Source organism: Pseudomonas sp. c313, assembly GCF_055407145.1.
In genome coordinates this window covers 316,521-342,627 of sequence record NZ_JBUZRD010000005.1, presented here as the reverse complement: position 1 = coordinate 342,627, position 26,107 = coordinate 316,521, and the positions used below count along the sequence as shown (strand labels likewise).

Here is a 26,107-nt window from a genome sequence, read left to right as displayed (position 1 = left end):
GCGGGCGCTAACCGGCCAGAAGCGGTCAACCGAGAGTCTACGAAAGTGGGGGTTATTCACATCGTCTTTATAACCGCACCTCTACAGCAGTCTCTGAGAGCGTTACAGGCCGTCAGGTTATTTCTCGATTTTGGCGACTCGGAAGGTGGCTGTTGTTGTCCTTGTTGACGACGCGGTCATCCCCCTCAAAATCTCGCTGCTGCTACAATCCTTACCTCTTGCTCACACCTACCGCAACCACGAATGCAGGATGACAGTCCGTAGGTGTGAGCGGGCTACAGCTTATTTTTCCCAGTACAAAGCCGGTCACTCTTGCACGTGGTCGGTATCCGTCCGGCCAAGTCATCTACCCAGCCCTGCAAAGCCAAGACATGGTGTGCACTTAAATTTAAGTGGGCACCAGTTCTAGCCTTTTAAGCGGGTATTTCATGCAGCCACAACGCCGTTCCTACTCCAAATCCTTCAAAGTCCAAGTCATTCAAGAGTGCGCCCTGCCTGGTGCCTCGATTGCCAGCATCGCGCTGAGCCATAGCCTCAACGCGAACCTCGTCCACAAATGGATTCGGGTGCAAACGCAAAAAACCACGGAGCTGCAACCTGCTTTCGTTCCGTTACCCATGCCGCTGGCCGGAGCAAATTCGCAAGCTGCATCATCGAATATCTGTGTTGAAATCGAGCACCCGCGCGGCACTGTCAAAGTGAACTGGCCGACCGAAAGCGCGGCAGCCTGCGCGACCTTTCTTCGAGACTTGTTGCTATGATCCGCATCGACTCTAATCAAGGAATATTACGAAACGAATCGAGCGGTAATGGTGGCTCACGAGGGCAGGAGCTGATATCCCCTTAAACGTGGATCATTACCTTGGCTCAGGAAGACGGTGATCGGTTAGTGCGGCAATCGTTGCAGTCTGAATGCTGGCCATCCATACCATCCATTCCTTCATGACCCCTAAAGCCTCCTTCGCGGTTTCCTTCGTTCCGCCAGAGAGGGCATTTGCGAAAAAGGACCTCGGTAGCCAAAGGATCGATAGCAAAATGATGGCTGCCAGTGTTATTGCTGAGACGAGGGCGAAGTGCTTGTAGAAACGGTTGGAAAATTCATGGTGTGAGTATCCTTGGGCATCAGCAAACCACTTTTCGTGGGAACGCATTCAAATTCGTGTTCGCTTCGTTAACGAGATGTCGGTGTTACGCTGTCGTGACTTGGTTGAATGCGTCCAGCCCTTTGATGGCCAGTTCAATGATTGCGGCGGCGTTAGCTTCCTTCACAAGGATCTTCGCAAGTTCGTCCGCCATCAGCTTGGTCTTTTTAACGGTCGCCTCACTGGGAGGTTTAATGGATAGCTGGTTGGCTAGAAACGCTCTACGCTGATTTTTCATCAACTCCAGATCGCGCTCCGATTCAAGCGCTAGCGCACGGTATTTACTCCGCAAACTGGTGGTGCTGGATATCTCCGCAAGCCGCCGGTACTTCTCTTGTGCTTCCGTCAGCAGATCCACTGTCGCAAAATACAAGTGGAGAAAGTTGAGAACTTCCTTGTCTGAGCAGTCGTTTAACTTTGTCATCACGGATTCCAAAAGTGAGGGCGTTGATCAATGATCGGCAGCTGACTGAACCGGAGCAGTGGTGGTAGCTGCCTTGGCTGCTTCTATCTTCGCTTTGTTGTCTTCTATCCCTGCCTTGATTTGTTTAGCGAAATCAGCCGCAGAGTCCATGCGGTCTCTTGCTGAGAGTTCTTCGCCTATAACGGCGAGGGCCTTCTGTGTGTTGCCGAGCGCTTGGGTAATGTCGGGTAGGGGAGACAATAATTTCGCTATATCTGCATCAACCCGCTGGGATTGTTGTGCCATCACTTTTTCGTCCTCAATGCGGCTGTCAGCCAGTGTTCGTAGCTCGGTGTAGAGTTGTGTTGTAGCAGTACCAGCTGCTTTTTTTACCCGTTCATCAAAGTCAGATTCGGATTGATAGGTAGACATGCTGGCGAGCTGCCGACGCACGGAGTTGAGCCGCTGCTGGGCAATTGCCGATTGTGCGGCGCGAAAGTTTGCCATTTCCGTCTGCAGCGAAATCGACAGTGCCGCGCCATGGTTTGCCTGATCGAGTAGCGGTTGGGGTGTTCCGCATCCCTGCATCGTCGCTATACAGGTGGTACAGGCAAGCATCAAAGCCAATCGGGTGCGAGGAGTGAAGAGTCTGTCTGACATCACTTGTTTACTCCGTACCCGATGTAGAAGATGCCCAACATGTTGAGCAACGCAACCACACGCTCGGGTTTCACGCCACCAGCGCTCGCGGCCGCGACTTGGTCGACGGTGGCACCGATCAAGGAAGACCATTGCTTGGCATTGACTTCGGCATAAGCAAGTTGCAGTTCATGCTGAGCAGCGATGTATTGGTATTCCAGTTTATATCGCCGCGCCTCCAGCCGATTTAGCGCATCCAGGTAGAGTGCGGTGCCTCGATATAGAGATGTGCGGTACTTAGGCGGCGTATTTTTGAAAGCGTCGGCCGTCGATTGGCCTTTGACCTCCTTGATGTTTTTGACTTTATCCAGTTCACTCTTGGCTATTGCAAGCTGTTTGGCTTGAGCGAAAATTGTATCTTCCATCGCCCCGGAAATTCGTACCATCGACTCCCTTGCTTCCACTTCACGCGTCACGGCCTCTAGCTGTAATTGCTCATAGTTGCGTTGAATTAGAAGTGGCAGCGCGAGAGGTGCCTTGGCGTCATTTAAGGACTTATTCGCGTCATCGACCAGCTTTGGAAATAACACGAACGCCACCGTCGCCTTGTTGGCCCCTTCGGGCAGTTTGCCGTCCTTGGTAGTTTGGGTTACGGCGTCGACAAAGTTGTTTAACGAGTCCAATCGTTCTTTGGCTATGAACTGTCGGGACCAGGCATCTGGTGCGCTCTCCAGGGCATTAATCGCCGTTTGGAGGCGGGTAAATGCTTCGGTGGTTTTGGTGCTTGCTTGCGCGTTAGTGGTCTTAAGGGCCTCTGTGTACGACTTTACCGCAGCGTTGTATTCTGCTGCTTGAACACTTAAGTTAGCCTTGGCTGCGGCAGCTTCCTCAGTATCTGTCGCGTGTCTCAGGTGAGCAGACTCCATCGCGCCGCCCATGCTACTGAATGGGGTCGCATCGGGTTCTCTTCGGCAGGTATTCTCTATTTCTTCCAACGTTGCTTCTGCCAGTCTCTTGTTCCTGATGGTTTCGGCTGAATCCGCCGGTGATGGCGTCACGGCGGCTTTAATTGCCAAACGCCGCGCCTTAGTTTTCTCAGAGTCCAATACGTCTGTACATTGGGGTGGAGGCTGAAGAGTGCTCACCTGACTCCACGTATCTTGCTTATCTGCAAGCTTTGCGGTCCAGGCACGATGCGAAGATTGAATTGTTCTCGCAGAATCAACCGTGGCAAGACCATCGGGGCCGACTAACTTCTCCAACGCACCATCGACTTTTGTGAACAGAGAATCGCTGATCGAATCGCTGTCGACTATCTCTCGTAGGGTATGGTCGCGAATCGCAAGAGCGAGTTTGTCTTGAGTGTCCAGTTCTGTCTTCAACAACTGCGCTAAATTTTCGCGCTCCACGACGATTACCGCTTCGGTGTTTACTTTGGACCAAGACTCCTTGGCCTCAACCCCCTGCTTTTCTCTCGTTTCGTTATGAATCTGCATCCAGCTACAGCCGCAAGCACTCGCCAGTAAACTTGTTATCGTGGCAACTTGAATGCTTTTAAGCATCGAGTTCATATCGTGCCCCTTGGCCCATTCCGAGGAACATATGTATTACGTGAAAACCCATGAAAAGACCCCTCCCAGAGGAAAGCTAAGCTCGTGAACCAGCCCTTTTTCCGTGCCATTAAGGCGCCAAATATCCTTTGTAGATATCGTTACCCTGTTCCTGAGTGAACGCCGTACGTGCCGAAGGCACGCGGTTCAGAAATCAATCTCAAAGTAGATGGGGTTGCTGCGCCAGCCTCTAGAAAGCGAGATGTTGGTAGGCGGTTGGTCGGTCCGAAGGGTATACCCATGCCGGCGGAGACGAATGCGTGACAGGCATCCCACGGATTGACTGTGTCGAGAGGGGTACTGGATTTGACCAAATGCCATACGGGCTGCGCCGCTATGCCGGGTTGTGCCTGCAAATTACATTGGTATAGGGGGAGGACGTTAAGTTGTCTGCCGGCCAAAGATAACTTCGCGCTATTCGGCGCGGGCAGTATTTTGACGAGAAATCGTTGGGTGCTAGGCATGGGCCGGGGCTCCGCGCGCTGCAGTACAGTCCATTGCGGCACAGCTGAAGCCGCATCCTCAATCGCACTCATCTAATGGCTGTTTGCGATTGCACGTTTCCAGCGTAGACACGCTTATGGTACTACTGCCAGTACGGCAGTAGCCGGTCGTCGGGAATGTTGGGCGAAAGGCTCAGGAGCCTGTCGTTTTCGGCACCTTCCGAATGGTTCGGGAAGCAGTCTAGCAACGCAACGCAACGTACGGAATCTGATCTAGCCTGAAATGAATACGCCCTGGTCGCTCGCATGGAGAAGCAGCATGGTAGTAGGACAAACCTCCCTTTTCCTTTGTGGTGGAAAATCGAAAAATCTCTGCGTCTGAGATTAGGTTGGATTTTTTTGTATTTCGTACCTTTCCTGGCGCAGTTGCGCTTTCTCAACTACTTTCAATTTACGCCGTCGCGGGGCTTGAGCAATTAGACTCAGGACTCTGCCTCGTAGCGTAGCAAGTCCTACTATCACGTAAATCTCGATAGATGAGGGCGAGTCGCCCTCAATAGGCTCCCCCCTTTGGTTCGTCCGAGGGGGCTTTAATTTCAGAGAGAGGCTTTTATGTTTCTCCTCATTGAGCATCCTCTTATCGACATGCGGGCGTTCCTTAAAAGTAGTGGACGTCTAGTCAAGCCTACTCTTCCCTTAGCAACTCCAGGAGTTGACTTTATCCGTGCTACTGGAGTTGTAAAGAGGCGCGCTCGTGGAGGGGTTGATGAGTGGGCAGGAGAAAATATATACGTAGATGCCACTGAGGCACTGCGCTTCAAAAATAGATTGGGGCGCGTTAGATATGGTGCGAGTGATGGAGTTTACGGTTTACTTAGGTGTTCGACTAGAAGATTTTATTCTGACGGTATTGTAGGGCGATTTCAAGTTGGGATTAAATTCGAACTTGATAGAAAATCTGTGTCATGCGGGGGCAATGATGGGGTTGGTATATTGCAGAATATTTTGACTCTGCCTATTCGTATAACTGTTTCGGGTGCTGTGGCCTCCTCAACTATTTCTAGCGCTGGTAAGCAATTGGCTAAGCGTTATATGGTTACGACTACCCATAAAGATTTTTTGGGAAAGTCAAGTCTTGAAAATTGGTGGGTGGCTTGCGGAACTCCTTTGGTAATGATACATGATCCTCTAAATGGGATGGTCCCCCGCAACAGAAAACAAATTTCCGGTTTTGGCAATACTTCGTTGTTTCATGCATGGGTGAAAATTGGACAAACGCTATGCAGTGTATGGTTCATCTCTGGTGCCGGAACCGATACAGAAACCTCTAGACGCCTGAGGATTCACCTCTCTCGTATACATTCGGAAAGAGAGGGTTTGAGAATTGTACTTTCTCAAGTGCTAAATGATAGGTTTGATCTTGAGAATAATCCAGATTGCTCGGATTTAGTTCAGCAATATTTGAATGATTCATTGCGCTCAATTCAAAAATCTTCAAGGTTTGGCTTTGATCAGACATCAATTCTTAATGCTGCTTGCATGGCCTATGATTTTGCTCTGGAGGGCGATTCAGCTACGTTGAGTCATATGCGAAAGCAGGTTGTCAATAAGGTTGAAGGATATATAGCTAGATCGAGGAGTTCGTCCATGATCATAAACAATATTCAGGGTAATGTCATGAATACAAATATACAGATGGGTAATATCTCTGTTCAAGGTGATTTCAATTTGGTAACGGCAGAGAGAATTGAAAATAGCTTTAATAAAGTGCGTGGGACTGATGTTAAACCTGAACTTAAGGAGAAAGTTGAAGCGGCCAGTATTGAAGTTGCTAAGTTGGCGTCGAAATTGCCATCAGATGCTGCTGAGGTCCTTTCTAGAGACCTCGAGGCTTTTACATCGGAAGCTATCTCTCCTACTCCTAGGAGGAAATGGTATGAGCTTTCTGCTGATGGAATACTGGAGGCAGCAAAAACTGTGGCTGAAATGACGACCTCAGTAACTGCTGCGGTTACAGGGGTTTTGGCATTGTTGTCGTAATTGTCCCATCATAACCAATCGGCTTTAAATTCAAAATCGCGCGAAGGGATTGCCTATTCATTGTGATGTTCGTTTAACATTACCAGTCGAGTACCACTTGCCCATCCAGGGCCTGCCGAGCGACCGCTTTTGGCCGAAAGCAGCCTGCCCGCACTGAAGTGAACGCCGAGGCCAACTGGGTCGAACCGGATGCCGTGGTGTTCCGTGCACGCGTTCGGGACGCGGTTGCTCCAAACGCATGGTTCCCCTGGTATCAGGATCGGGTTTAACTCGTTTGGTGTACTTGGGTCAGGTCGTTGAGACTCCTTGGGAAAGACAATGGGCGCCTAATGACCATTTACACAAAGATCAGACACCCTCCTGGGTTTATACTCGGCGCCATCGAAATTAACCAAACTCAAATGAACTGAGATACCTCATGAGCCGTTCTCTCTCTATGACACCTGAGCGCAAGCTGGTCGCGCCACTGGTGGCTTTTGTATTCCTGTTAGTTGGCGCCGTTTTCCTGCAAAACAGCGTCGGCTCGCGCCAAGTGCTGTTGCTGGTGGTCGGCGCGGCGTTGGGTTTGACGCTTTATCACGCAGCCTTCGGTTTTACGTCGGCCTGGCGGGTGTTCATCAATGATCGGCGTGGCGCGGGTTTGCGTGCGCAAATGGTGATGCTGGCGGTGGCGGTGCTGCTGTTCTTCCCTGCACTGGGTGCGGGCACTCTGTTCGGTCAGCCAGTGGTCGGGTTGGTGGCGCCGGCCGGGATTTCGGTGGTGTTCGGTGCGTTCATTTTCGGCATCGGCATGCAGTTGGGCGGCGGATGTGCGTCAGGCACCTTGTTCACCGTGGGCGGCGGTAATGCGCGCATGCTGGTGACCTTGTTCTTCTTTATCTGCGGTTCGTTGATCGCCACTCACCACGTTGACTGGTGGTTTTCGCTGCCCTCGTTCCCGGCGACTTCCATCGTCAAAAGTTTCGGCGTGGTTCCGGCATTGCTCGTGAGTCTGGCCGTGTTCGGGATGATTGCGGCTGTGACCGTACGGCTGGAAAAGGGCCGTCATGGGCAGCTTGAAAAGGGCGTGACCAGCGAGCACCAAGGTCTGCGCCGCTTCTTGCGCGGGCCGTGGCCATTGGTATGGGGTGCAATTGGATTGGCCCTGCTCAACTACGCCACTCTGGCGCTGGCCGGGCGGCCGTGGGGCATTACTTCGGCGTTCGCGCTGTGGGGCGCCAAGGTTGCGAGCGGGTTGGGCGTCGATGTCGGCAGTTGGGTGTTCTGGCAGATCCCGAGTAATGCCAAAGCCCTGGCCGCGCCGGTGTGGGAAGACATCACCAGCGTCATGGACATCGGCATCATCCTCGGTGCGCTATTGGCCGCAGGCTTGGCCGGGCGTTTTGCACCCAACCTGAAAATTCCGGCCCGTTCGCTGTTCGCGGCGGTCATTGGTGGCCTGCTGCTCGGTTATGGTTCGCGCCTGGCGTACGGTTGCAACATCGGCGCGTACTTCAGTGGCATCGCCTCGGGCAGCCTGCATGGTTGGCTATGGTTAGTGGCTGCGTTTATCGGTAATAGCGTGGGCGTGCGTCTGCGGCCGTTTTTCTTTGGGGCCGAGCGTCGGCAATTGGCGTTGGGCGGTTGCTGAGAAATCCAATGACTGACGCCCTTCAGGGAAGCTGCCTTTGCGGCGCCGTTAAATACGAGATCCGGTCGCGACCCAAGGCGCTTTCCCATTGCCATTGCAGCCAATGCCGCAAAAGCCACGGTGCGGCTTTCGCCAGTTATGGCAGCGTACTGCGTGGCGATCTGAATATTGTCTGCGGCGGCGATAGCATCCGGTCCTACCCGTCCTCTGAATCAGTACTGCGCAAGTTCTGCTCCCAGTGCGGTTCGTCGCTGTTCTGGTCAACAAGCCAAGGCGAATACGCTGACTGGATTTCGATAGCGTTGGGGACCCTGGACACGGAGTTCATCGCCGACAAACAAAAGCACATAGAGGTAACATCCAAAGCCTCGTGGTACGAAATCCAGGATCGTTGGCCGCAACGCCAGTAACGGCTTGAAATCTGCGGCTGGCAGCCGATAAGCCTCGACTGCCGGCCTTGGTACTGTTCTACGGGATCAAGGAGCAGGGGCTTCCCGAGGCATACATCAGCATGGGGTCAATTCCTTTTCAAGTAAGGATCAGGGCTGCGTAAAACCACTGTAGGGGGTGGTGGCATACCAGGGGGGTATGGTTTGCGCCGGCACATAAAAGGGCCCCCACACCTGGCGTCAGTGTGGGGGCCTTTTGAACATAAGCGGCGTTATTAATACTTAGTCTTCGGCTCCCTCAGGGAACGCAGGGTACATACCGGGACAGTGCCACTCGCGGCAATACCGCGAGCAACTGGTTGCCTTCGCTCACATACAGCACCTCTTCGAGCTCGCCTACTTCATGCATCTGCATTGCTCCCGCTCCGTCGGTTAATTAGCGCTCAGCGTAGTAGGCCCGGTAGCGAACGCATGCTTTTTGGGTGGAAAATCCGCCCAAACCGTCAGACGCTGTCGTCGAGCAAGTTGTTCAACGCAATGGCCCGCAATTCGCGAACCTTATTAATACTTTTTTCCGGCGAAGATTTCACCACATCCCGGGGGTCATTGATAAGCACCCGTCCGTAACCATCGATAATGAACTGTAAGTCCTCGATGTGCACGTGATGGGTTTTCAGCTTGGCAATGATAGCGTCGCAGTTCTTTTGGACGTTTGTATTAAAGGTTACGTTGCTAGGCAGGCTCTTGCGGTTATGAATCACGTCTTCAGAATCCAGCGCGTTGTGAATGTAGTCTTTTGAAAGGCCAACTTGGCCATTGTAGTCAACCAACGCATGCGCATCGACCACCGGAAAACCTAGGTCTTTAAGCTGCTTGGTCAGTTGCATCTCTTTTTCTGCGTAATCACTCGCTGGAATATTGCCCGTGGTGCCGGCGCGGATCAGGCAGACACACTGCCCAGCATCCTGCTGAGAATGGTAAACATCTTTCTGACTTCCGGTTCCAAGCTTTACGCCTAACGACTGTATAGAATTAAATTTAGAAGCACCCTCGCTTATATTGTTACTCAGACCGTCCGAGAGGGATGCCGCATTGGAAACTCTTTTCATCATGTTAGCCACCTTCCACATTGTTTTTGTCTTACAGACTTGCGATGGAATGCATCGACGTCTGGATCAGTGAGTGAACAGATGGGTATGGTGAGTTCCAATTTTTCATGCGTTGTTTGAACGGCTGGCGTGCTCCCAATCGCTCGAGTTGCTGAGGATTCAGGGGGGCAAGAACATTGAAGTTGCTGGCTGGGTAATCCTCCTGAAAAAAGCACTCATCAGAAGTAGAATTTTCTCCTGACCGGATCAAGAAAATTTTGCGTGAAGACATCGCGTTTTTCAGACAGTCAAATCATGGTTAGCCTCAAGCAAGCCGAGGCTGGAACTCCTGCGCCAGAGCTGTGCCGCGACCATGGCATCAGTTCGGCTACGTTCTACAAGTGGCGTACCAAGTTCGGCGGTATGGACGCCTCGCTGATGGCCCGCTTGGCGCCTGAAAACGCCGAGATCGTCGACAAACTGATCCAACTCACCTACAACCAGCGTAACTGGGGATTTGGCTTGTGTTTTCTGTATCTGCGCATCAAACCACGCAAGCGCATCGTGCGCGAGAAGCCTGAGCCGCTGGCCATTCCTGAGGCCTCTAACCAGTGCTGGTCAATGGACTTCATGCACGATCAATTAGTGGACGGACGCAGTTTTCGGGTGTTCCATCTGATTGATGGCTTCAACCGTGAAGCCCTGAGCATGGAAATTGATTTGTCGCTTGCGGCTGAACGCGTGGTGCGGGCGCTGGATCAGGTCATTGAATGGCGCGGAAAACCGCAGGCAATCCACAGCAGAACGCCTACGTCGAACGCTATAACCGCACGGTACGTTACGATTGGCTAGGCCATTACTTGTTTGAGTCGATAGCTGAAGTTCAGGACTACGGTACGAACTGGATCTGGACATATAATCACGAGCGCCCGAATATGGCCCTTGGCGGCATTGCCCCTAAACAGAGGTTGGCCCTGGTGGCCTGACCTCTATTTCTGATGTGTATTAGAAATGGGGGATTACCTTACAAACCGAGTAGAAAAACATGAATCGTCGTAAAAAAATAAAGCAGCTCTTAAAGGCTCACGCCAAAAAGGCTAGTGCCAAATTGGCACCGGCAAGCAAGTCTAAATACATTAGTAAAGCTGACCAATTGAAACTAGCTGCTGAACCCAGTCACGACTCAATCATTTCCTCTGAGAGCTGATCTAGGTATTCCGATGGCACGTACCGCGAGAACGCGGCCGAACAATGCAGTCAACGTCGCTATCTTCGGTTGCTGGACGCTGCGAACTCCAGCGCACCTGGCGAACGCATCGCTTCGCTCCTCGCCCCGTCAGCTTCTGCATCCAGCCTGCAGGTCGTCCCATAAACCGACCCTTGATCCGAGTGAAACAGCAGGCCCTGAGGTCTTCCACGTTGTTCGTAGGCCATATCCAGCGCCTTGATAACCAGCTCGGCGTCCGGCTTTTCCGACAACGCCCAGCCCACCACCCGGCGCGCGCAAAGATCCAGTACGACCGCCAGGTAATGCCATTTCCCCTGGGCCCAAATGTAGGTGATGTCATCGCACCACACCTGGTTGGGTGCCGGGACATCGAACTCCCGATTCAAGATGTTCGGGATATCCAGTCGTTCAACCGTTGCTCGTTTGTAAGCATATGACCCTGGCTGTTTACTCACGATTTCAAGCTCGCGCATCAGGGGCAGGTAGCCAGAGGCCAACCGACGCGCGCTGCACGGAGGAGGCTGGCCTTAACAACCAAGCGGTGAAATGGGGCAATGATGAAGATGTAGGCCCGGCCTAGACGGTTGTGGCACTGGACCACGGTTGAAAAAACGAGTTGGTGACTGCCTTCTGGCTCTGCCTCTCCAGAACATAGAACCGATATCCGGAAGTCGAGGTGCTTGTCGTCCTCTCCCAACACGATTTCAGTCTGGTTCGTGCTGTAGACCTTGAAGGGTCCAATCCGATTAGCAAGTGATGCCAAGTGTTTGGCTGTCTTGAGACCAAAACAGGCAACGATAGTGTCTCGGACTTTCGTGAGCCATCCGATCCAGGATGGCTGGTGGGAAAGGATGAATCGAGCTAACAAATCTGGATTGCTAGATGTGCCCGCAGGGAGCCGAATCGCAAAAGCGTCCGCTAGGTTCATCGACTTGTAAAGGTGGTAGATGCCGGACCTCGAGGGGACTGGCACGGACGTAATGAGCTCTAATTCTCTGGGCATCGGGGATCTCTCCTGAGGTCTAACTACTAATTAGGCGACATGCCATGTCACGTTTCTTGTTGCAATGGCTTGTCGTATAACGCTCCTTGTCGCCCTGTCAGTGCTTGTCTAGCTTAGAAGTGGTGTAGCCGTCCGGGCAACACCCTGAGCCGGTCATGGCAGACGAAAATCAGCCCGGTCTTCTGCTCTGGTCTGGCCTTACGACTCGTCTTTCAAATCATCCAGCGCATCGATAATTGCTTCATCGCTGTCCGCCAACGCCTCTGCATGTCTTGGGCAATGATAAACAGCTTTTTTCTTGCTTTTACAGGCCTGGTGTCAACGGTTTACAACGTCATTTTTAGTGCCCAGGACTGCGCCAGAAATTCGGTGATCAGCGATGTAACCTGCTGCTGGATCACCTCACGCGGGCGGGCGCCCTCCCCCTCCCCATCCCCGCAAATGATGCCATCGCCTGGTACATCTTCTTCGAGTAATGCCACCGCGCCAGGTTTGCACAATGACAGGAAGCTGAAGTGGCTGGCATCGCTGATCTCGACGTAACGGCTTGACGTCCGGGGCAGACGTTTGGCCAGATCGGCGGACTCCAACTGAGCGGGTAGCTCATGCGACGGTACGCCAGCGGCGATTACCAGCACCGGAACCGAGAGTGCCGCAAGGCTTTCATTGGTCATCCCGCGTGAAAGCCCCAGGTCCAATGCAACCACGGCAGTGACGCGTTTATCGCGCAAATCGCCGGCCAACTTAGCCTTCAGTGCTGGAGTGCTCGCGGGGTTCATCTGTTGATAGGTGGTGCAGCTGGTTAACTGCGAGTGGACTTTGCAGTCACGGGCAAACAGGTCTGGGTCGAAACGGGCACCGGCGATCTCCATAGCGGTCCAGCCGCCGAGTGAATGGCCCACCACGGCAATTTGGCGCTGAGCGACCACGCCAAATTTTTCAGGTTGAGTCGTGACCGCCTCAATGGCTCGGCGCAAGTCGACGGGCCGCTGCCACAACTGCGCTGCCGCTTGAGGGCTGCGGTCATGGGTCGTGCTGCCGGGATGGTTGACCGCCGCGACGATGTAACCCTTATGGGCCAACGCACTCGCCAACCAGGTCTGATTGCCCCAGTTGCCTCTGAAACCGTGGGAGAGCACCACCAATGGATGCTCGCCAGCCTCCGGCGGCGCGTCGCGAACAGCAGAAGCACCGACAAACACCACGGTGTCGGCGATCAACTGAGCGGTGGCAGTCGTCGTACTGGGGTACCAGACAACCAACTCCAACGGACGCTCATTGTGCGTGTCCGCCAGTGTGGCGGATTGGAAACCGACAGGATTATCGCCAGCCAGTGCATTGGCTGACAGGCAGATTAAAAGCAGGGCGCCGAAAGCTGTTTTCAATGTTGTTATCTTCCTTGAACAGAAAAGTGCATAGGGACGCTGTGCACGGGGGAGTTGCCCAGACATTAAAGTCTACATTCTCACCGGCGTGCGTAACTTTTCTTATCCACGTAAATGAGTCGGCAGTCCGGATTAGTCCGACCATTCTTGTTTCACGCACTCGAGCCAATTAAGACAAGGTTTTGGTGGAGTTCAAGAGCGTTGACCGCTCAGGAAAATGCTCCCGAATGACGCAGTGAGGCCTGCTTTCGGTGCCGCATGGAGAACCCATACGGTTGCAGGTGGCGCGATACCGGCCTATGTTCCAGACAGTGCATTGTCTGCAACCACCACCCGCAGGCTGCTGTCGATCCAATACGATTACCCCCGTAGTGAGGTGAAGACATGCCGAACGATTCCCGCCCCGCGGTGCTCGAACTGATCGGTAATACGCCGCTGGTGCGTGTCAGCCGTTTCGATACTGGCCCGTGCACCCTGTTCCTCAAGCTCGAATCCCAGAACCCCGGCGGCTCGATCAAGGATCGCATCGGCCTGGCGATGATCGATGCCGCCGAACGTGATGGTCGGCTGCGACCCGGCGGCACTATCGTCGAGGCCACCGCTGGCAACACCGGGCTGGGCCTGGCCCTGGTGGGACGGGCCAAGGGCTATCGAGTGGTGCTGGTGGTACCGGACAAAATGTCCACGGAAAAAGTCCTGCACCTCAAGGCCATGGGCGCCGAGGTGCACATCACCCGTTCCGACGTCGGCAAGGGCCATCCCGAGTACTACCAGGACGTGGCGGCGCGGATGGCGCTGGGCATTCCCGATGCGTTCTTCGCCGACCAGTTCAATAACCCGGCCAACCCGCTGGCCCACGAGACCAGCACCGCGCCGGAGATCTGGGCGCAGACTCAGCATGACCTGGACGCTATCGTCGTCGGTGTCGGCTCGGCCGGCACACTAACCGGGCTGACCCGCTTCTTCAAACGCGTGCAACCGAACCTGGCCATGGTCCTGGCCGATCCGGTGGGTTCGGTGGTTGCCGAATACAGTCGCAGCGCCACCCTCGGCACACCAGGTTCGTGGGCGGTAGAAGGCATCGGCGAAGACTTCATTCCATCGATTGCCGACCTGTCCAGTGTGCGCCAGGCCTACTCCATCAGCGACGAAGAAAGCTTCGACCATGCCCGCCAACTGCTGCGCGCCGAAGGTATTCTCGGCGGTTCCTCCACAGGCACCCTCCTCGCCGCCGCGCTGCGCTACTGCCGCGAGCAAACCGAGCCCAAGCGTGTCGTGACCTTCGTCTGCGACACCGGCACTCGCTACCTGTCCAAGGTCTACAACGACCAATGGATGAACGATCAGGGGCTGCTGCAGTACAAACACTACGGCGACCTGCGCGACCTGATCGCCCGGCGCTTCGAGGATGGCCGGGTGATCAGCGTAGGCCCGGACGACACTCTGCTCACCGCCTTTCAGCGCATGCGCCTGGCGGATGTTTCGCAACTGCCGGTGCTGGTGGACGGCCAGCGGCTGGTAGGCGTAATCGACGAGTCAGACATCTTGCTCGGCATCCACCACGACGCCTCGCACTTTCACATGACCGTGGCCAGCGCCATGACCAACACCCTGCAAACCCTGGCCCCCAGCGCCAGCCTGGCGCAACTGCAGGCAGAACTGGACCGCGGCCTGGTGGCAATCATCGCCGACGCCACAGGCTTCCATGGCCTGATTACCCGCGTCGACCTGCTCAATCATTTACGGAGATCCCTTGCATGAGTCAGCACGATAAAAGCGCCTTCGCCACCCGCGTCATCCACGCAGGGCAAACGCCAGACCCCACCACCGGCGCGCTGATGCCGCCGATCTACGCCAACTCCACCTATTTGCAAGAGAGCCCCGGCGTGCACAAGGGTTTCGACTACGGGCGCTCCCACAACCCCACGCGCTTTGCCCTGGAACGTTGCGTGGCCGACCTTGAGGGCGGCACCCAGGCCTTCGCCTTTGCTTCCGGGCTGGCGGCGATTTCCACCGCGCTTGAGCTGCTTGATGCAGGCTCGCATATCGTCTCCGGCAATGACCTGTACGGCGGCACCTTCCGCCTGTTCGACAAGGTGCGCCAACGCAGCGCCGGGCATCGCTTCAGCTTCGTCGACCTGACGGACCTGGCGGTTTTCGAAGCGTCATTGCAGGCCGACACGCGCATGGTCTGGGTCGAAACACCGAGCAATCCCCTGCTGAGCCTCACCGACCTTGGCGCCATCTCACGCATCTGCCGCGACCGGGGCATCCTCTGTGTCGCCGATAACACCTTCGCCAGCCCGTGGATTCAACGCCCGCTGGAACTGGGCTTCGACATCGTGGTGCACTCGACCACCAAGTACCTTAACGGCCACTCCGACGTCATCGGCGGCATCGCGATAGTCGGGCAAAACCCGGAACTGGCCGAGCGCCTGGGCTTCCTGCAAAACTCGGTGGGCGCCATCGCCGGACCCTTCGACGCGTTCCTCACCCTGCGCGGAGTCAAGACCCTGGCGCTGCGCATGGAGCGCCACTGCAGCAACGCCCTGGAACTGGCGCAATGGCTGGAGCAGCAGCCGCAGGTGGCACGCGTCTACTATCCGGGCCTGCCTTCGCACCCGCAGCACGAACTGGCGCGCCGGCAGATGCGCGGCTTCGGCGGGATGATATCGGTGGACCTGAACAGCGATTTGGCCGGGGCCCGACGCTTTCTCGAAAACGTCAAGATCTTCGCCTTGGCCGAGAGCCTGGGAGGCGTGGAAAGCTTGATCGAACATCCAGCGATCATGACCCATGCCAGCATCCCGGCCGAAACCAGGGCGCAGTTGGGCATCGGCGATGGGTTAGTGCGGTTGTCGGTGGGCGTGGAAGCGGTTGAGGATTTGCAGGCGGACTTGGCTCAGGCACTGGCACGGATTTGAGGGATGGGGTGAAGGCTGCTTTTATTGAGGGGGTGGCTTTCGGCCAAAACCGGTCATTCAGCTTCGAAAACATCGATTTCTCTCACCGTCTTTTAACAGGGTATGAAAAACGCAGGGATCAGCGCCGTTACTGCGAACTGGTACGGTATTACGAAGTAGCAAGGGACTAGACTCGTTTGAAATATCTGCATTTCACTCTTGATTCACCGTAATTATTTTCCCGCAACTCATGAAAAACTGTTTCTTAATAATACCAAGCAAAATAGTAATAAGTTAGTTAGGCTGCTTTTTCGTCGTACGTATAAATCAGGAAAGCTGTATGAGTCTCCTAGCGCAAAATCCAAGATTTACGATAATTCTAGCTATTTTTTATTTCCTTTCAATGGTACTTGTGGCAAGAATTACTCACCTTACAATTTTTTCTCATGAGTTCTTGAATAACGAAGGCCGCAAACGCTCAACGAGACTGATTGAAACAGTTCCCGTCCGCGGCACTATATTTGATCGATTCAAACAGCCCTTGGCGGTCTCCACACCCGTCAGCACCTTGTGGGTAAATCCTAAACAATTCACCCCAACTAAACAGCAGGCAGTAATATTAAACGAGCATCTTGATATTGACGCCTCGCTGATTAGCCATTTGGCATTGAACACCCAAGGCAAATCCTTCGCTTATTTAGCCAGAAGGGTTGATCCAGAGGTCGCAAGGAAGATAATAAAATTATCTATCCCAGGCATCTATGAGCGCCAGGAATACAAGCGATTTTACCCGCAGTCTTCGATGCTGGCTCAGACATTAGGCTTCACCAACATTGACCAGAAGGGCATTGAAGGTATCGAATTAATGTATAACCATAAACTTTCAGGCATATCTGGCCTAGAAGAACTCACCTTGAATTTACGCAAGCGAGTCACTAGCGAAATCCTTGTGCACAAGCCCATCACCCCTGGAGAGGATCTATATTTAACAATTGACTCCACCCTTCAGTACTACGTTGAAAAAGCACTATTGAAAGGACTTAAGAACAATGCAGCCCGGTCGGCAAGTGCAATTCTTATACACGCCAAAACAGGAGAGATATTAGCATTATCCACGATGCCCTCATTCAATCCCAATGCACGTAAAAGCTTTAGTGCGGACGTCATTCGAAACCGCGTATTTACTGACGTATATGAACCGGGATCCGTGATAAAGCCATTCAGTATGGCCGCCGTTCTGACCGCTGGCATAGTTGACAAAAATGCCATCATTCAAATAGCACCAGGCTTCGTAAAAATTAATGGGTATACGATTCGAGATGTGGGTAGGGACAATCAGTTAGACCTGCCGGGCATCATCCGCCGCTCGTCAAATGTCGGCATGAGCAAGGTCGCGATTCCGACAGGTGGAGCAGTCATTTCTCGATTGCTGATTGAGCTGGGATTCGGAAATAACACCTCGGTCTACTTTCCAGGGGAAAGTGTTGGGACTGTTCCAACCAAGAGGGCATGGTCAGATATCGCCACAGCTAGCCTTTCATACGGATACAGTTTGTCGGTCAACTTGGCTCAACTGGCTCAGGCTTATACCGTCTTTGCAAATAATGGAAACCTGGTTCCATTATCGATAATCAAAGGTGAGGCACCGCCACCCCGCAATGTCATAAGCCCGGAGGTCGCCAACAGTATTCTGGACATGCTCGTGCATGCAGTCGATGGACCTGGAGCAGGCGGAAAGCGCGCAGCAATCAAAGGTTATGTAATAGCGGGTAAAAGCGGAACCTCACGCAAGGCATCCAGTGGCGGATATCAAAGCAATAAATATAGAGCCATGTTCGTGGGTATCGCTCCGGCCAACGCACCTGAGTTCATTATGGCTGTATTGGTGGATGAGCCCACCGCTAAGGGTTACTTCGGGGGAGCGATTGCAGCACCGATTTTCAAGGAGGTACTTGAAGATGTCCTTCGCATCAGAAATATACCGAGTGACCAAAGTCAAACTCTGCCAGCCGCTCAAGGTTCAGTTGGCGCAGAACGTTCCGGCCCGGTCTAGAGTTATGGTGACTGAAGTGACCGTGATAGCCACCCTGAAATGCAGATCGGCTTGCGACGCTGACTGAATCGATTTCGGGCACGTCGGCAGACAAGGGGCCTATCCCAAATCGTTCCAACAATCAGTTTCTGATAGGCGACTGATTACTTTTGGCCGAAAGTAGCCCTTCACAACAGGCAGCAATCAGCCAAAAGCAGCCCTTCAAACGGTCACAACAGAAATGCTACTTAAAATACCCACTAAGCCCCCAGGGAAGCCTCCCGCCGCGACGACGCTGCCCGATAATCGAGTAACACCACTTGCCTTGGCCTCAGCGAGAGAGTTTTACAACCTGTGCTTTATTCAGGCTGCTTTACGAGTTTAGGCGACACGGCTTGGACTGATGTCCTGGCCAGCAGGTAATAGAGAACACCCGGTACCACTAACCCCACAATCCAGGAAATATCCACACCGCCGAGCTGCGCGACCATCGGTCCGGAGTAGAAGTGGCTGTCGACGAAGGGCAGTTGAATCAATACGCCGGCGGCATACACGCTGATCCCCAATACGTTCCAGCGACCGTAGCGACCTTGTGGGTCGGACAATGCCTTGATGTCATAACGGCCCTTGTTGATGAAGTAATAATCCACCAGGTTGATCGCGCTCCAGGGCGTGAAGAAGGTCAGCAGGAACAGGATGAAGTACTTGAAGGTGTTAAGGAACGAGTCCTGGCCCAACAGGGCGAAGGTGGTGGACGCCGCGACAATCACCAGTACAAACACCATGCGCTGTCTGGCGGTGATTTCGAGGCGGCTCCTGAAGCCACTGAGGATGGTGGCAATGCACATGAAGCTGCCGTAGGCATTGAGGGTCGACACCGTGACCTTGCCGAAGATGATGCTCAAGTACAGCAGGGAGGCCATCACGCCGGTACTGCCCAGGCCGACGATGGTGGCCACTTCATGACCGCGGAAATTCGCGCCCGCCAACGCCGCGGCGAACACCCCCAGCACCATGGACGCCTGGGCGCCCACGACCGTGCCAAGGCCGACGGCGGTGAAGGTCTTCCAGGACGAGGTCTTGCTCGGCAGGTAGCGTGAGTAGTCGGCTACATAGGGGCCAAAGGCGATCTGCCAGGACGCGGAGAGCGACACCGCCAGCAGGAAGGAACTCCAGCCGAAGTGGCGGTTCTCCAGCAACAGGCCGATATCGTTGAGCGTTATCAACCGGGTAAACAGATAGGCAAAGGCAATAATGCCCAGCACGCTGGCCACCTTCCCCACCAGGTGGATGACCCGGTAACCGAAGATGGTCAGAAACGCGATGCTGGCAGAGAACATCAGGATGCCGGTGCTATCGCTGACATCGATCAACTGAGCAATGGCCTGCCCCGACAGGACCGCGCCGGTGGCGCTGAAGCCGAGATACATCAGGCACACCAGCACAATCGGGATCGCCGCACCGTAGACGCCAAACTGCACGCGACTGGAGATCATCTGCGGCAATCCAAGCTTGGGCCCTTGTGCGGCGTGCAAAGCAACCACGGCACCGCCAAACAGCTGGCCAATCAGCAAGCCGATAAGTGACCAGAACACATCGCCGCCCAGTACTACGGCCAGGGCGCCGGTGACGATCGCCGTGATCTGCAGGTTGGCGCCGAGCCACAGGGTGAACTGGCTGTACAGACTGCCGTGGCGCTCGGCCTCGGGAATGTAATCGATCGAACGGGTCTCGATCAGGGAACTTCGCTGCTGACTATCGCAGGCATTGGTCATAACGGTGCTTTCCTTGTAAGGGGCAGACAGGTGTTTTTGTTGTTAGAAGGTCTTGCTGGCGCTGGCCACGACGGTAGCGTTACAGGTGTCATCGAAGCCAGTAAAGCTCAAGCACTCTTCTTTTGAGAGATCGGTGTCGATATAGCTCAGCGCCCAGTTCACGCCGACAAACTCACGGCTGAGTTTGATTTCCCAGTTGTAGTAGTCGGCGCGACTTTTGCCGTTCTCCTCGAAAAATACGTCGTCCTTATAGTCGACGTATTCATAGCGTGCTTCCAGGCCAAACTCGGCGGGCAGTACGGTGCGGTAGCCGATCAGTATCGAAGACAGGTCTTCGTCTTTTTTGCCCTTGTGGAAGTTGCCTTCCTCATCTTCGTAGTCAGGGCCTTTCATGTTCTTGACGTATTTGCCGCCGAGCAGGACGCCGTACACATCAAGGAGGGTCCGGATGTCGCTCTGGTTGTATCCGCTTTCACGGGGAAATTCGTACTGCGTGTAGAAGGTGTCCAGGCTGATGTTGTCGTTGATCTGCCAGAAGTAGCCTGCGAAATAATCGATCTCCTGGCGCGCTTTCGAGCCGTAGCCAAAGTTGACATTCGAGGTCCAGATGCCGGCGTACAAACCGCTGGAGTGGCTAAGGGTTACCGCCAGTTGCGCGGCAGGGTCGCCCAGGGTTTGCGAGAGTCCGCTGACGCGATAGTCAGTGGTCAGCGCTGGCGTGATGATGAGCTCGAAGTTGTCATTGAGTTCCAGCGCCTGGGCGCTTATCAGTGGCGTCAGGGCGAGACCGGCCAGCATGAAGATGGAAAGTGCTTTCATGGGGTTTCTCTTATTGTTATGGAGTTTTGTGGGGTATTTCAGGCACAGCAGTGCCCAGCGCCGCGCAGAGAGCGGCGTCAGGCGGTTGCTTGGCGTAAGGGGTCAGGCGTCGGGGGCGTAGACCTGCTTGCCGGCGAAGAAGGTTTTCAGGACCTTGGTTTCGTACAGATCATCGTCGCTGACGTTGAACACATCCCGATCGAGGACGATCAGGTCAGCCTGTTTGCCGGGCTCCAAGGAACCAATCTGCTTATCCAGACGCAGGGTTTTGGCCGCGTTGATGGTGTAGGCATAGAACATGCTCTGGCGATCAATGCTTTCCTTGGCATTCAGCACGCCCAATGGACCTTTGCGAGTGCTGGCCTGGGCAATGGCGCTCCATGGGTTGGGGCTCGACACCGGCCAGTCACTGGCGCCAGCGATGATTGCGCCCGCGTCATGCAGCGACCTGGCGGGGTATTGGTAGCCGTAGGCAAACGCGCTGATATAAGGCTTTACCAGCGCTTCGGTATAACTCTCGCTGGTGGCCCACAGCAGTTGCATGGAGGCGATGACGCCGAGTTCCTTGAAGCGCGGGAACTCTTTTGGATTGACCAGTTGCAGGTGGCTGATGCTATGGGCCATTGGCACAGGATTTAGCTTGCGCGCGTATTCAAAGCCGTTGAGTGCTTCACGTACGGCACGGTCGCCGACCGCGTGCACGTGCACGATCCAGTCGCGCTTTTCAGCCGCGACCACCAGTTCGCCAAAATGCTCCGGTTCGATCAACAACTGCCCGTTTTTATTGCTGTTCTTGTAAGGGACGATGACGGCTGCGGTCTGTCCTGGAAACTCCAGAACGCCGTCGCCAAATATCTTGATACCGGGGAACGTCAGATTGGGCACGCCCTCGAATTTTTTCACCACTTTGGCCAGGACTTCCAGGTCAGCCGGCTTGCTCTTGGAGTTGGTCAGCATCAAGGCGGCGACGTGGGCGCTAAGTTCGCCGTTCTCTGCCAGTTCACGGTAGAACGGCAGTACGCCGTAACTCTGCTCCGTTGCGGTGAAGTCGAACAGGGAGTCGGAACCGCCAGCGTTCGACGCGGCATCCATCCAGGCGGTGACGCCATAACCATTATTGACTTTCACCGCTTCGCGGGCGGCCTTCATCATGGTTTCTTTGGTTGGCGCTGGAATCTGGCTGCGTACCTGGTCCCAGACAGACTCGGCAAAATAACCGGTGGGAGTGAAGTCTTTTTCATGGCCCACATAGGCACGCTCGTTTTCTGGCAGGCCTTTGACCCTGGCAGCGTCGATGTTTACCCGCTTGAGCATGGCGTTGTTGGCCCAGCCGGTGTGACCGTCAATACCGCTCAGCACCAGCGGCTGGTCGGCCCAGCGGCCCTGGTTGAAAATCTTGCCCAGGTCACGGCTTTTATCCCAATAGGCCGAACTGGTGCCAGCAATAACGATGACGTCCCCAGCGCGTGCGTTACCGGCTTTATCCTGTTCGATGATCCATTGCTCAAGCTCGGGCAACGGTTTTTCTTCGTCCAACAGTGTGGCCCCCAGACCGTCGAAGGCCGCCACCACCGGGTGGCTGTGGGTGTCAATCATGCCCGGCATCAAAACCTTGCCGGCAAGATCGATCCGTTGAGTTTGTGCATCAGCGAGTGCGTTGATCTGTGCATCGGTGCCAACTTCAAGAATTTTGCCGTTTTCCACCGCAACGGCTTGAACCAGGCCTTGGCCGGGAACACCGGTAAATATCTTGCCATTGGTGAGTACCAGATCGGCAGCGGCCATGGCTTGCAGCGAGGAACAGGCCAGTGCAGCAGCCAACACGCTTGGAATAAATCGTTGCATCGAAACCCCTTATTGTTTTTATTGGGCTAGCGACGAGATGAGTGAGTCCTCGCTACGCATCGCCGATTACGACTCACACGGGTATGAGCCTGTGCCGTACAACCCCTCAATATGCAAGGCACACCATATAGAGCGCAGGAGTCGTATGGACCTCTACAAATGAGGAGGGTGAGGAAATTAATTGAAGGCCCAGGCCGCCGCAGTTAATCGCGGCGCGTAGCATCCGCAGGTGGGGTCGGCGATCGCAGGGCCGAACCGAGCTCTACCTTGCTCTTGACGCCGAGTTGCAAGTAGCAGTTGCGCAGATAGGTGCGCACTGTCGCAGGACTCAACACAAGGATTTTGGCAATTTCCTTGTAGGAATGGCCGGCGGCGAACAGCAGGGCTACCGTTCGCTCGCGCGGTGCAAGTACCGCGCCGCGCGACTGCGCTTCGAGTGACAGAATCACATGCTCTGCGTTAGGACACAGTGTCAGTGCAGAGCGGCCCAGGCGTATCACGCAGGGCGCCTTTTGCAGTTGCGCGATCACCTCTGCGGGAAGGACTGAGCCATTCCATCCGGGCAACTCGCGCTGGATTGCTGCGCACAACCTTGCCCCCACGTACAGCAGACTGCCGTCCATACGCGCGACTGCGAAGTCTGTCACCCCGTTGTCGGTGTCGAACCGGATCATGTCTTGCACCTGGAATCGCCACAATTGCAAAAGATGGTCGCAAAAGGCCGAAAACAAATCAGCTTCGCTGTCATTGAACGCTGGTGCATGCATACCACGATAGAGACAGACGAAGAACATCAAGCCGCTTTCGGGCAACTCGAAGGTGATGCACATCAAGTGGTAAAGATCGTGGCGCCGTGCAAACTCGTTCACCTCCTCGCAGGGGTCGGTGTACTCACTTGCGCGTACGACCTCACCTGGTTGAGTCAACGTGTCATGGGAGAAGCTGTCACTGCTCGCTACCTTGTGCCATTCGGCGGCAAACGACTCGGGCAGATCAATGCGCCCGTGCATCCAGCTTTTTGGGGGAATACTGGCATCTGACACAGACATCTCGCCCCACCATGCGGAAGCGAAAGGCACCAGTTGGCGAAATACCTGCAGGCCGTCTGCAATGAAATAAGACCCCCCACGCTCTCGAGCGAGACGAGCAAGCTGGAGCACACAAAGATTGAATGCTTTCAGCGTTCCCATCGACGCCCTTGCTCCGTACTCATCACCCCCCAACATTGTTCTGGTCTCAGCAGTTATATGGCCTGTTATTTTTCGACCTTGCCATAGGCAGAGCAATCGCGTCCAGACCGGTGAAGCTGGAGGTGGCCGAGCCACGCGCCCTTTTGACACTATTTAAAGTGCTGTTCAAAGGTCGGCACCTGATCCGGCGTGATCAATTGACTGTTGCGCCCCTCAACACAAAAATACTGCCCCATAAAGAATGCCCATACCTCACGATACGGGCATTCTTCACTCTGCCGGGCGTGCCTGACCGTTATGACCCTGTCGTAAAGGTCAGTTGGCTGACAATGGCCATGGCCTTGGGTTGGATCGATGCACTGATCGGCTGGCTCAACTCGTCGTGGAATGAATGATTGACGAGTTGCTCCTGCACGGCCCGCTCAAACTCCGCCCCTGTGGTGACCGGATAGCCAAACGTCACCCGCAGAGTGGAGCCTGGCGCAACCTGTACATTGTCCAGGTTCCAGAACTGCACCGCCAGGTTGGCGGTATATCCCGCCGGTAATGTGAACTGCGCGCCGGTCAGTTGCCCATCTGCCGGGATGGTTAACGGCCCAAGTACAATCGGCTTCTGATTGGGCGCCACGGTGTCGCACAACAGGCAGACGGTGGTGCCGGTCAAGCCGGCGGCGGACAGTGTAATGGTGATCGCGGTCGAGGCGAAGCTGGCCGGAACCCGCAGCTCCTGACGACGCACCCACTGGTTGCCACTGACGACAGCCTGGTTGCGAAAACCGAAGGTCGGGGTCTGGCCAATCAGTTTCGCCAGGTCCAGCCAGTTGCTCACCGGCGGTACGGGGTCGGGGTGACTGCCACTGTTGAGCTGGGCGATCAGGTTGAAGTAACCGTCACGATTGACCAGTGGCGGGGTCCAGACAAACGCCTCTTCGCCGACCCCGATGTGCCCCGGTGGCGCCGTGACAGCGGACGCCTCGGCGCCTGACTCGGTACTCAGCAGGTTGCCCTTGAAGCTGGCGGGCAGCATGAACACCTGCGCCTGGCTGTAATACAGGGATAACGAGTCGGTCGGGGTGGTCTTGCTACCATTCATGCCGCGCACGTAATAGTAGTTGGATCGCCCTCCCGCCGGCTCGACGTTATAGGACCTCTGCCAACTGTCGACGGAGCTGAACTCATCCTCGAATCCCGGTACCGGCGTTTCGCTTTGGATGATGTCAGGGCACAGCCCCAACGGCGGCAAGAACGGCACGCTGCCCTTGGACGCCAGGTTGTTGCGCAGGTAAATGTCTTCGGCGCCTGCGGTACTGCGGCTGAATAAATTAACGACGGCTTCGCTCATGACGTGAACTCCTTGTTCGATTATTTGATTCGCAGACCATCAGCGCCCAACAGCACCACAGCCCGTGGCCGGATGCCGGCGCTGTTGCCGCCGCGATAGGCGCTGTGCAAGGCATGGGACAGCGAAAAATCCACCAGTCCCCGTTGCAGTGCTTCTTCCAGCTCCGCCTTTGTGCCATCTGCGTAGTAGGAAGGCGTGACATCCATCGAGGCCCCCGGCTGCGAGACCGGCCCGCTATTGCGATACAGGTTCAACGTGAGGCTGGCGCTGTAGCCTGGCTCCAGCCAGCAGCGCACACCGGCGAAATGCCCCACGTCAGGCATGGCTGTATTGACGATGGAAATCGGATTGCCCTTGGCATCGGTGCGGCTGCACGTGAGGTCGAAGGTCCAGCCGCGGCCATCGGTATTGGCCGCGAACCCATTGTTGGTGACCTGCAGCGAATACTCCCGGCTGCCGGGGCTGACATCGTCCGGGATGATCAGTTGAGTGCTGATCTGAATCGTCGGCGACTGGGCAGACTGCATGGACACGTTGCGCCAGCCAAACTGCAGGTTGTTCGTGACCAGGGCTGACATGTCCAACTGCGTGAACACATCCGGGAACGCGTTGTTGGCATTATTGAGCCAGGTAATCAGGCAATAGTGGCTACTGCCATCGGTGGGCGGCTGCGGGTTGGCCCAGACAAAGGTGTCCGCCGCGACGCCGATTGTGCCGGCCCCCAGATTGACCATGGAAGACGCGTAGAGCGGCGGCGTACCGTCCGGGTGATCCTGGTCGGTGGGGATGGCAAAGTTCACCCAGTTGCCCGGCCACTGGATGGCCGCACAGGGCACACCATATAGCTGGACCTTGGTGGTACAGGGAATGGCGGTGCCATTTTTGCCACGAATGTAGATGTAATTGGGACGTCCTTGAGTGATGTTGTCGGCGGACTGGGTTGCGTAGCTGGTCGCGGTGGCCAGGGCACTCTGGTAGTTGGCCACTGGCATCCCGGCGATCCAGATGTCGGGACAGGCAGAGAGCGGCGAGCCCGCCGGCACAGAGCCATCGTTGCTCTGGTTGGGCCGCATGTAGATGCCCTGGTTGTAGGTCGCCGCCAGGCTCTGTACATCAACCGACGGTAAGGCGGCAGGTCCGCGAAGCAGGCGGCCATGGCCTACCGCAGCTGGGCTTTTAGAGACAATTAACATGTCAAACT

General features: G+C 55.1%; 21 protein-coding genes and 2 pseudogenes. 9 read left to right on the top strand and 14 right to left on the bottom strand.

The features are described 5' to 3' along the window. The first annotated feature begins 428 nt into the window (after positions 1 to 428). The gene (gene tnpA / locus ACZRKZ_RS17810; protein WP_463982287.1) at positions 429 to 761 is read left to right on the top strand and encodes an IS66-like element accessory protein TnpA; all 333 of its coding nucleotides are present in this window, start codon (positions 429 to 431) and stop codon (positions 759 to 761) included. Positions 762 to 857: 96 nt separating this feature from the next. On the opposite strand, the gene ACZRKZ_RS17805 is transcribed toward tnpA, so the two are convergent. Genes ACZRKZ_RS17805 through ACZRKZ_RS17790 form a run of 4 tightly spaced genes read right to left on the bottom strand, consistent with a single transcriptional unit; the run spans position 858 to position 3,755 of the window. Continuing rightward, positions 858 to 1,151, bottom strand: coding sequence for a hypothetical protein (locus tag ACZRKZ_RS17805; protein WP_463982286.1), 294 nt, complete (start codon positions 1,149 to 1,151; stop codon positions 858 to 860). Between the two features lie 37 nt (positions 1,152 to 1,188). After that, on the bottom strand, positions 1,189 to 1,566 hold the full coding sequence (locus tag ACZRKZ_RS17800) for a hypothetical protein (RefSeq protein ID WP_463982285.1): 378 nt from the start codon (positions 1,564 to 1,566) through the stop codon (positions 1,189 to 1,191). Between the two features lie 27 nt (positions 1,567 to 1,593). Further along, positions 1,594 to 2,205, bottom strand: a complete 612-nt coding sequence (locus ACZRKZ_RS17795; protein WP_463982284.1) for a hypothetical protein — start codon at positions 2,203 to 2,205, stop codon at positions 1,594 to 1,596. After that, the gene (locus ACZRKZ_RS17790) at positions 2,205 to 3,755 is read right to left on the bottom strand and encodes a hypothetical protein (protein ID WP_463982283.1); all 1,551 of its coding nucleotides are present in this window, start codon (positions 3,753 to 3,755) and stop codon (positions 2,205 to 2,207) included. The genes ACZRKZ_RS17795 and ACZRKZ_RS17790 overlap by 1 nt, the downstream gene beginning before the upstream one ends. A 1,094-nt stretch (positions 3,756 to 4,849) precedes the next feature. Here ACZRKZ_RS17790 and ACZRKZ_RS17785 point away from each other — a divergent pair. From ACZRKZ_RS17785 to ACZRKZ_RS17775, 3 genes are all read left to right on the top strand, one after another. Further along, positions 4,850 to 6,277, top strand: a complete 1,428-nt coding sequence (locus ACZRKZ_RS17785; RefSeq protein ID WP_463982282.1) for a hypothetical protein — start codon at positions 4,850 to 4,852, stop codon at positions 6,275 to 6,277. 418 nt (positions 6,278 to 6,695) lie between these two features. Beyond that, positions 6,696 to 7,907, top strand: coding sequence for a YeeE/YedE family protein (locus ACZRKZ_RS17780; RefSeq protein ID WP_463982281.1), 1,212 nt, complete (start codon positions 6,696 to 6,698; stop codon positions 7,905 to 7,907). Between the two features lie 8 nt (positions 7,908 to 7,915). Continuing rightward, positions 7,916 to 8,317: a GFA family protein gene (locus ACZRKZ_RS17775; protein WP_463982280.1), complete on the top strand. Its 402-nt coding sequence runs from the start codon at positions 7,916 to 7,918 to the stop codon at positions 8,315 to 8,317. Positions 8,318 to 8,799: 482 nt separating this feature from the next. On the opposite strand, the gene hopBF1 is transcribed toward ACZRKZ_RS17775, so the two are convergent. After that, a complete protein-coding gene (gene hopBF1 / locus ACZRKZ_RS17770; RefSeq protein ID WP_463982279.1) occupies positions 8,800 to 9,408 on the bottom strand; it encodes a T3SS effector protein kinase HopBF1 in 609 nt (202 codons plus the stop codon). Positions 9,409 to 9,666: 258 nt separating this feature from the next. Between hopBF1 and ACZRKZ_RS17765 the strand changes: the two are divergent. Beyond that, positions 9,667 to 10,370, top strand: a pseudogene (locus ACZRKZ_RS17765) (integrase core domain-containing protein). A gap of 59 nt (positions 10,371 to 10,429) precedes the next feature. Beyond that, positions 10,430 to 10,591 carry a DUF2986 domain-containing protein gene (locus ACZRKZ_RS17760; RefSeq protein ID WP_463970578.1) on the top strand — a complete coding sequence of 54 codons (162 nt, stop codon included), beginning with the start codon at positions 10,430 to 10,432 and terminating at the stop codon, positions 10,589 to 10,591. Positions 10,592 to 10,746: 155 nt separating this feature from the next. On the opposite strand, the pseudogene ACZRKZ_RS17755 reads toward ACZRKZ_RS17760, so the two are convergent. The 3 genes and pseudogenes from ACZRKZ_RS17755 to ACZRKZ_RS17745 all read right to left on the bottom strand — a co-directional run. Beyond that, positions 10,747 to 11,088 (bottom strand): annotated as a pseudogene (locus ACZRKZ_RS17755) (DDE-type integrase/transposase/recombinase); the annotation flags it as partial. Beyond that, positions 11,085 to 11,615, bottom strand: a complete 531-nt coding sequence (locus ACZRKZ_RS17750; protein WP_463982278.1) for a DUF2867 domain-containing protein — start codon at positions 11,613 to 11,615, stop codon at positions 11,085 to 11,087. The gene ACZRKZ_RS17750 and the pseudogene ACZRKZ_RS17755, both read right to left, overlap by 4 nt. A 326-nt stretch (positions 11,616 to 11,941) precedes the next feature. Then, a complete protein-coding gene (locus ACZRKZ_RS17745; RefSeq protein ID WP_463982277.1) occupies positions 11,942 to 13,000 on the bottom strand; it encodes an alpha/beta hydrolase family protein in 1,059 nt (352 codons plus the stop codon). Positions 13,001 to 13,384: 384 nt separating this feature from the next. Between ACZRKZ_RS17745 and ACZRKZ_RS17740 the strand changes: the two genes are divergently transcribed. The 3 genes from ACZRKZ_RS17740 to ACZRKZ_RS17730 all read left to right on the top strand — a co-directional run bounded on the left by ACZRKZ_RS17740 (position 13,385) and on the right by ACZRKZ_RS17730 (position 17,956). Then, positions 13,385 to 14,761: a pyridoxal-phosphate dependent enzyme gene (locus ACZRKZ_RS17740; RefSeq protein ID WP_463982276.1), complete on the top strand. Its 1,377-nt coding sequence runs from the start codon at positions 13,385 to 13,387 to the stop codon at positions 14,759 to 14,761. After that, positions 14,758 to 15,924 carry a cystathionine gamma-synthase gene (locus ACZRKZ_RS17735; protein WP_463982275.1) on the top strand — a complete coding sequence of 389 codons (1,167 nt, stop codon included), beginning with the start codon at positions 14,758 to 14,760 and terminating at the stop codon, positions 15,922 to 15,924. Before ACZRKZ_RS17740 ends, ACZRKZ_RS17735 begins: the two co-directional genes overlap by 4 nt. Before the next feature lie 319 nt (positions 15,925 to 16,243). Continuing rightward, complete coding sequence (locus ACZRKZ_RS17730) at positions 16,244 to 17,956, top strand: peptidoglycan D,D-transpeptidase FtsI family protein (protein ID WP_463982274.1); 1,713 nt, start codon at positions 16,244 to 16,246, stop codon at positions 17,954 to 17,956. A gap of 338 nt (positions 17,957 to 18,294) precedes the next feature. Here ACZRKZ_RS17730 and ACZRKZ_RS17725 read toward each other — a convergent pair whose 3' ends face one another. The 6 genes from ACZRKZ_RS17725 to ACZRKZ_RS17700 all read right to left on the bottom strand — a co-directional run bounded on the left by ACZRKZ_RS17725 (position 18,295) and on the right by ACZRKZ_RS17700 (position 26,099). Beyond that, positions 18,295 to 19,710: a purine-cytosine permease family protein gene (locus ACZRKZ_RS17725; RefSeq protein WP_463982273.1), complete on the bottom strand. Its 1,416-nt coding sequence runs from the start codon at positions 19,708 to 19,710 to the stop codon at positions 18,295 to 18,297. A gap of 42 nt (positions 19,711 to 19,752) precedes the next feature. Then, positions 19,753 to 20,529 (bottom strand): TorF family putative porin, encoded by a 777-nt coding sequence (locus ACZRKZ_RS17720; RefSeq protein WP_463982272.1) that lies wholly within the window; start codon positions 20,527 to 20,529, stop codon positions 19,753 to 19,755. Positions 20,530 to 20,631: 102 nt separating this feature from the next. After that, the gene (locus ACZRKZ_RS17715; RefSeq protein ID WP_463982271.1) at positions 20,632 to 22,374 is read right to left on the bottom strand and encodes an amidohydrolase; all 1,743 of its coding nucleotides are present in this window, start codon (positions 22,372 to 22,374) and stop codon (positions 20,632 to 20,634) included. 203 nt (positions 22,375 to 22,577) lie between these two features. After that, entirely contained in the window at positions 22,578 to 23,600 is a 1,023-nt protein-coding gene (locus ACZRKZ_RS17710; RefSeq protein WP_463982270.1) for a helix-turn-helix transcriptional regulator, read from the bottom strand. 259 nt (positions 23,601 to 23,859) lie between these two features. Further along, a complete protein-coding gene (locus ACZRKZ_RS17705) occupies positions 23,860 to 24,906 on the bottom strand; it encodes a hypothetical protein (RefSeq protein ID WP_463982269.1) in 1,047 nt (348 codons plus the stop codon). Between the two features lie 20 nt (positions 24,907 to 24,926). After that, complete coding sequence (locus ACZRKZ_RS17700; RefSeq protein WP_463982268.1) at positions 24,927 to 26,099, bottom strand: hypothetical protein; 1,173 nt, start codon at positions 26,097 to 26,099, stop codon at positions 24,927 to 24,929. Positions 26,100 to 26,107 lie beyond the last annotated feature (8 nt).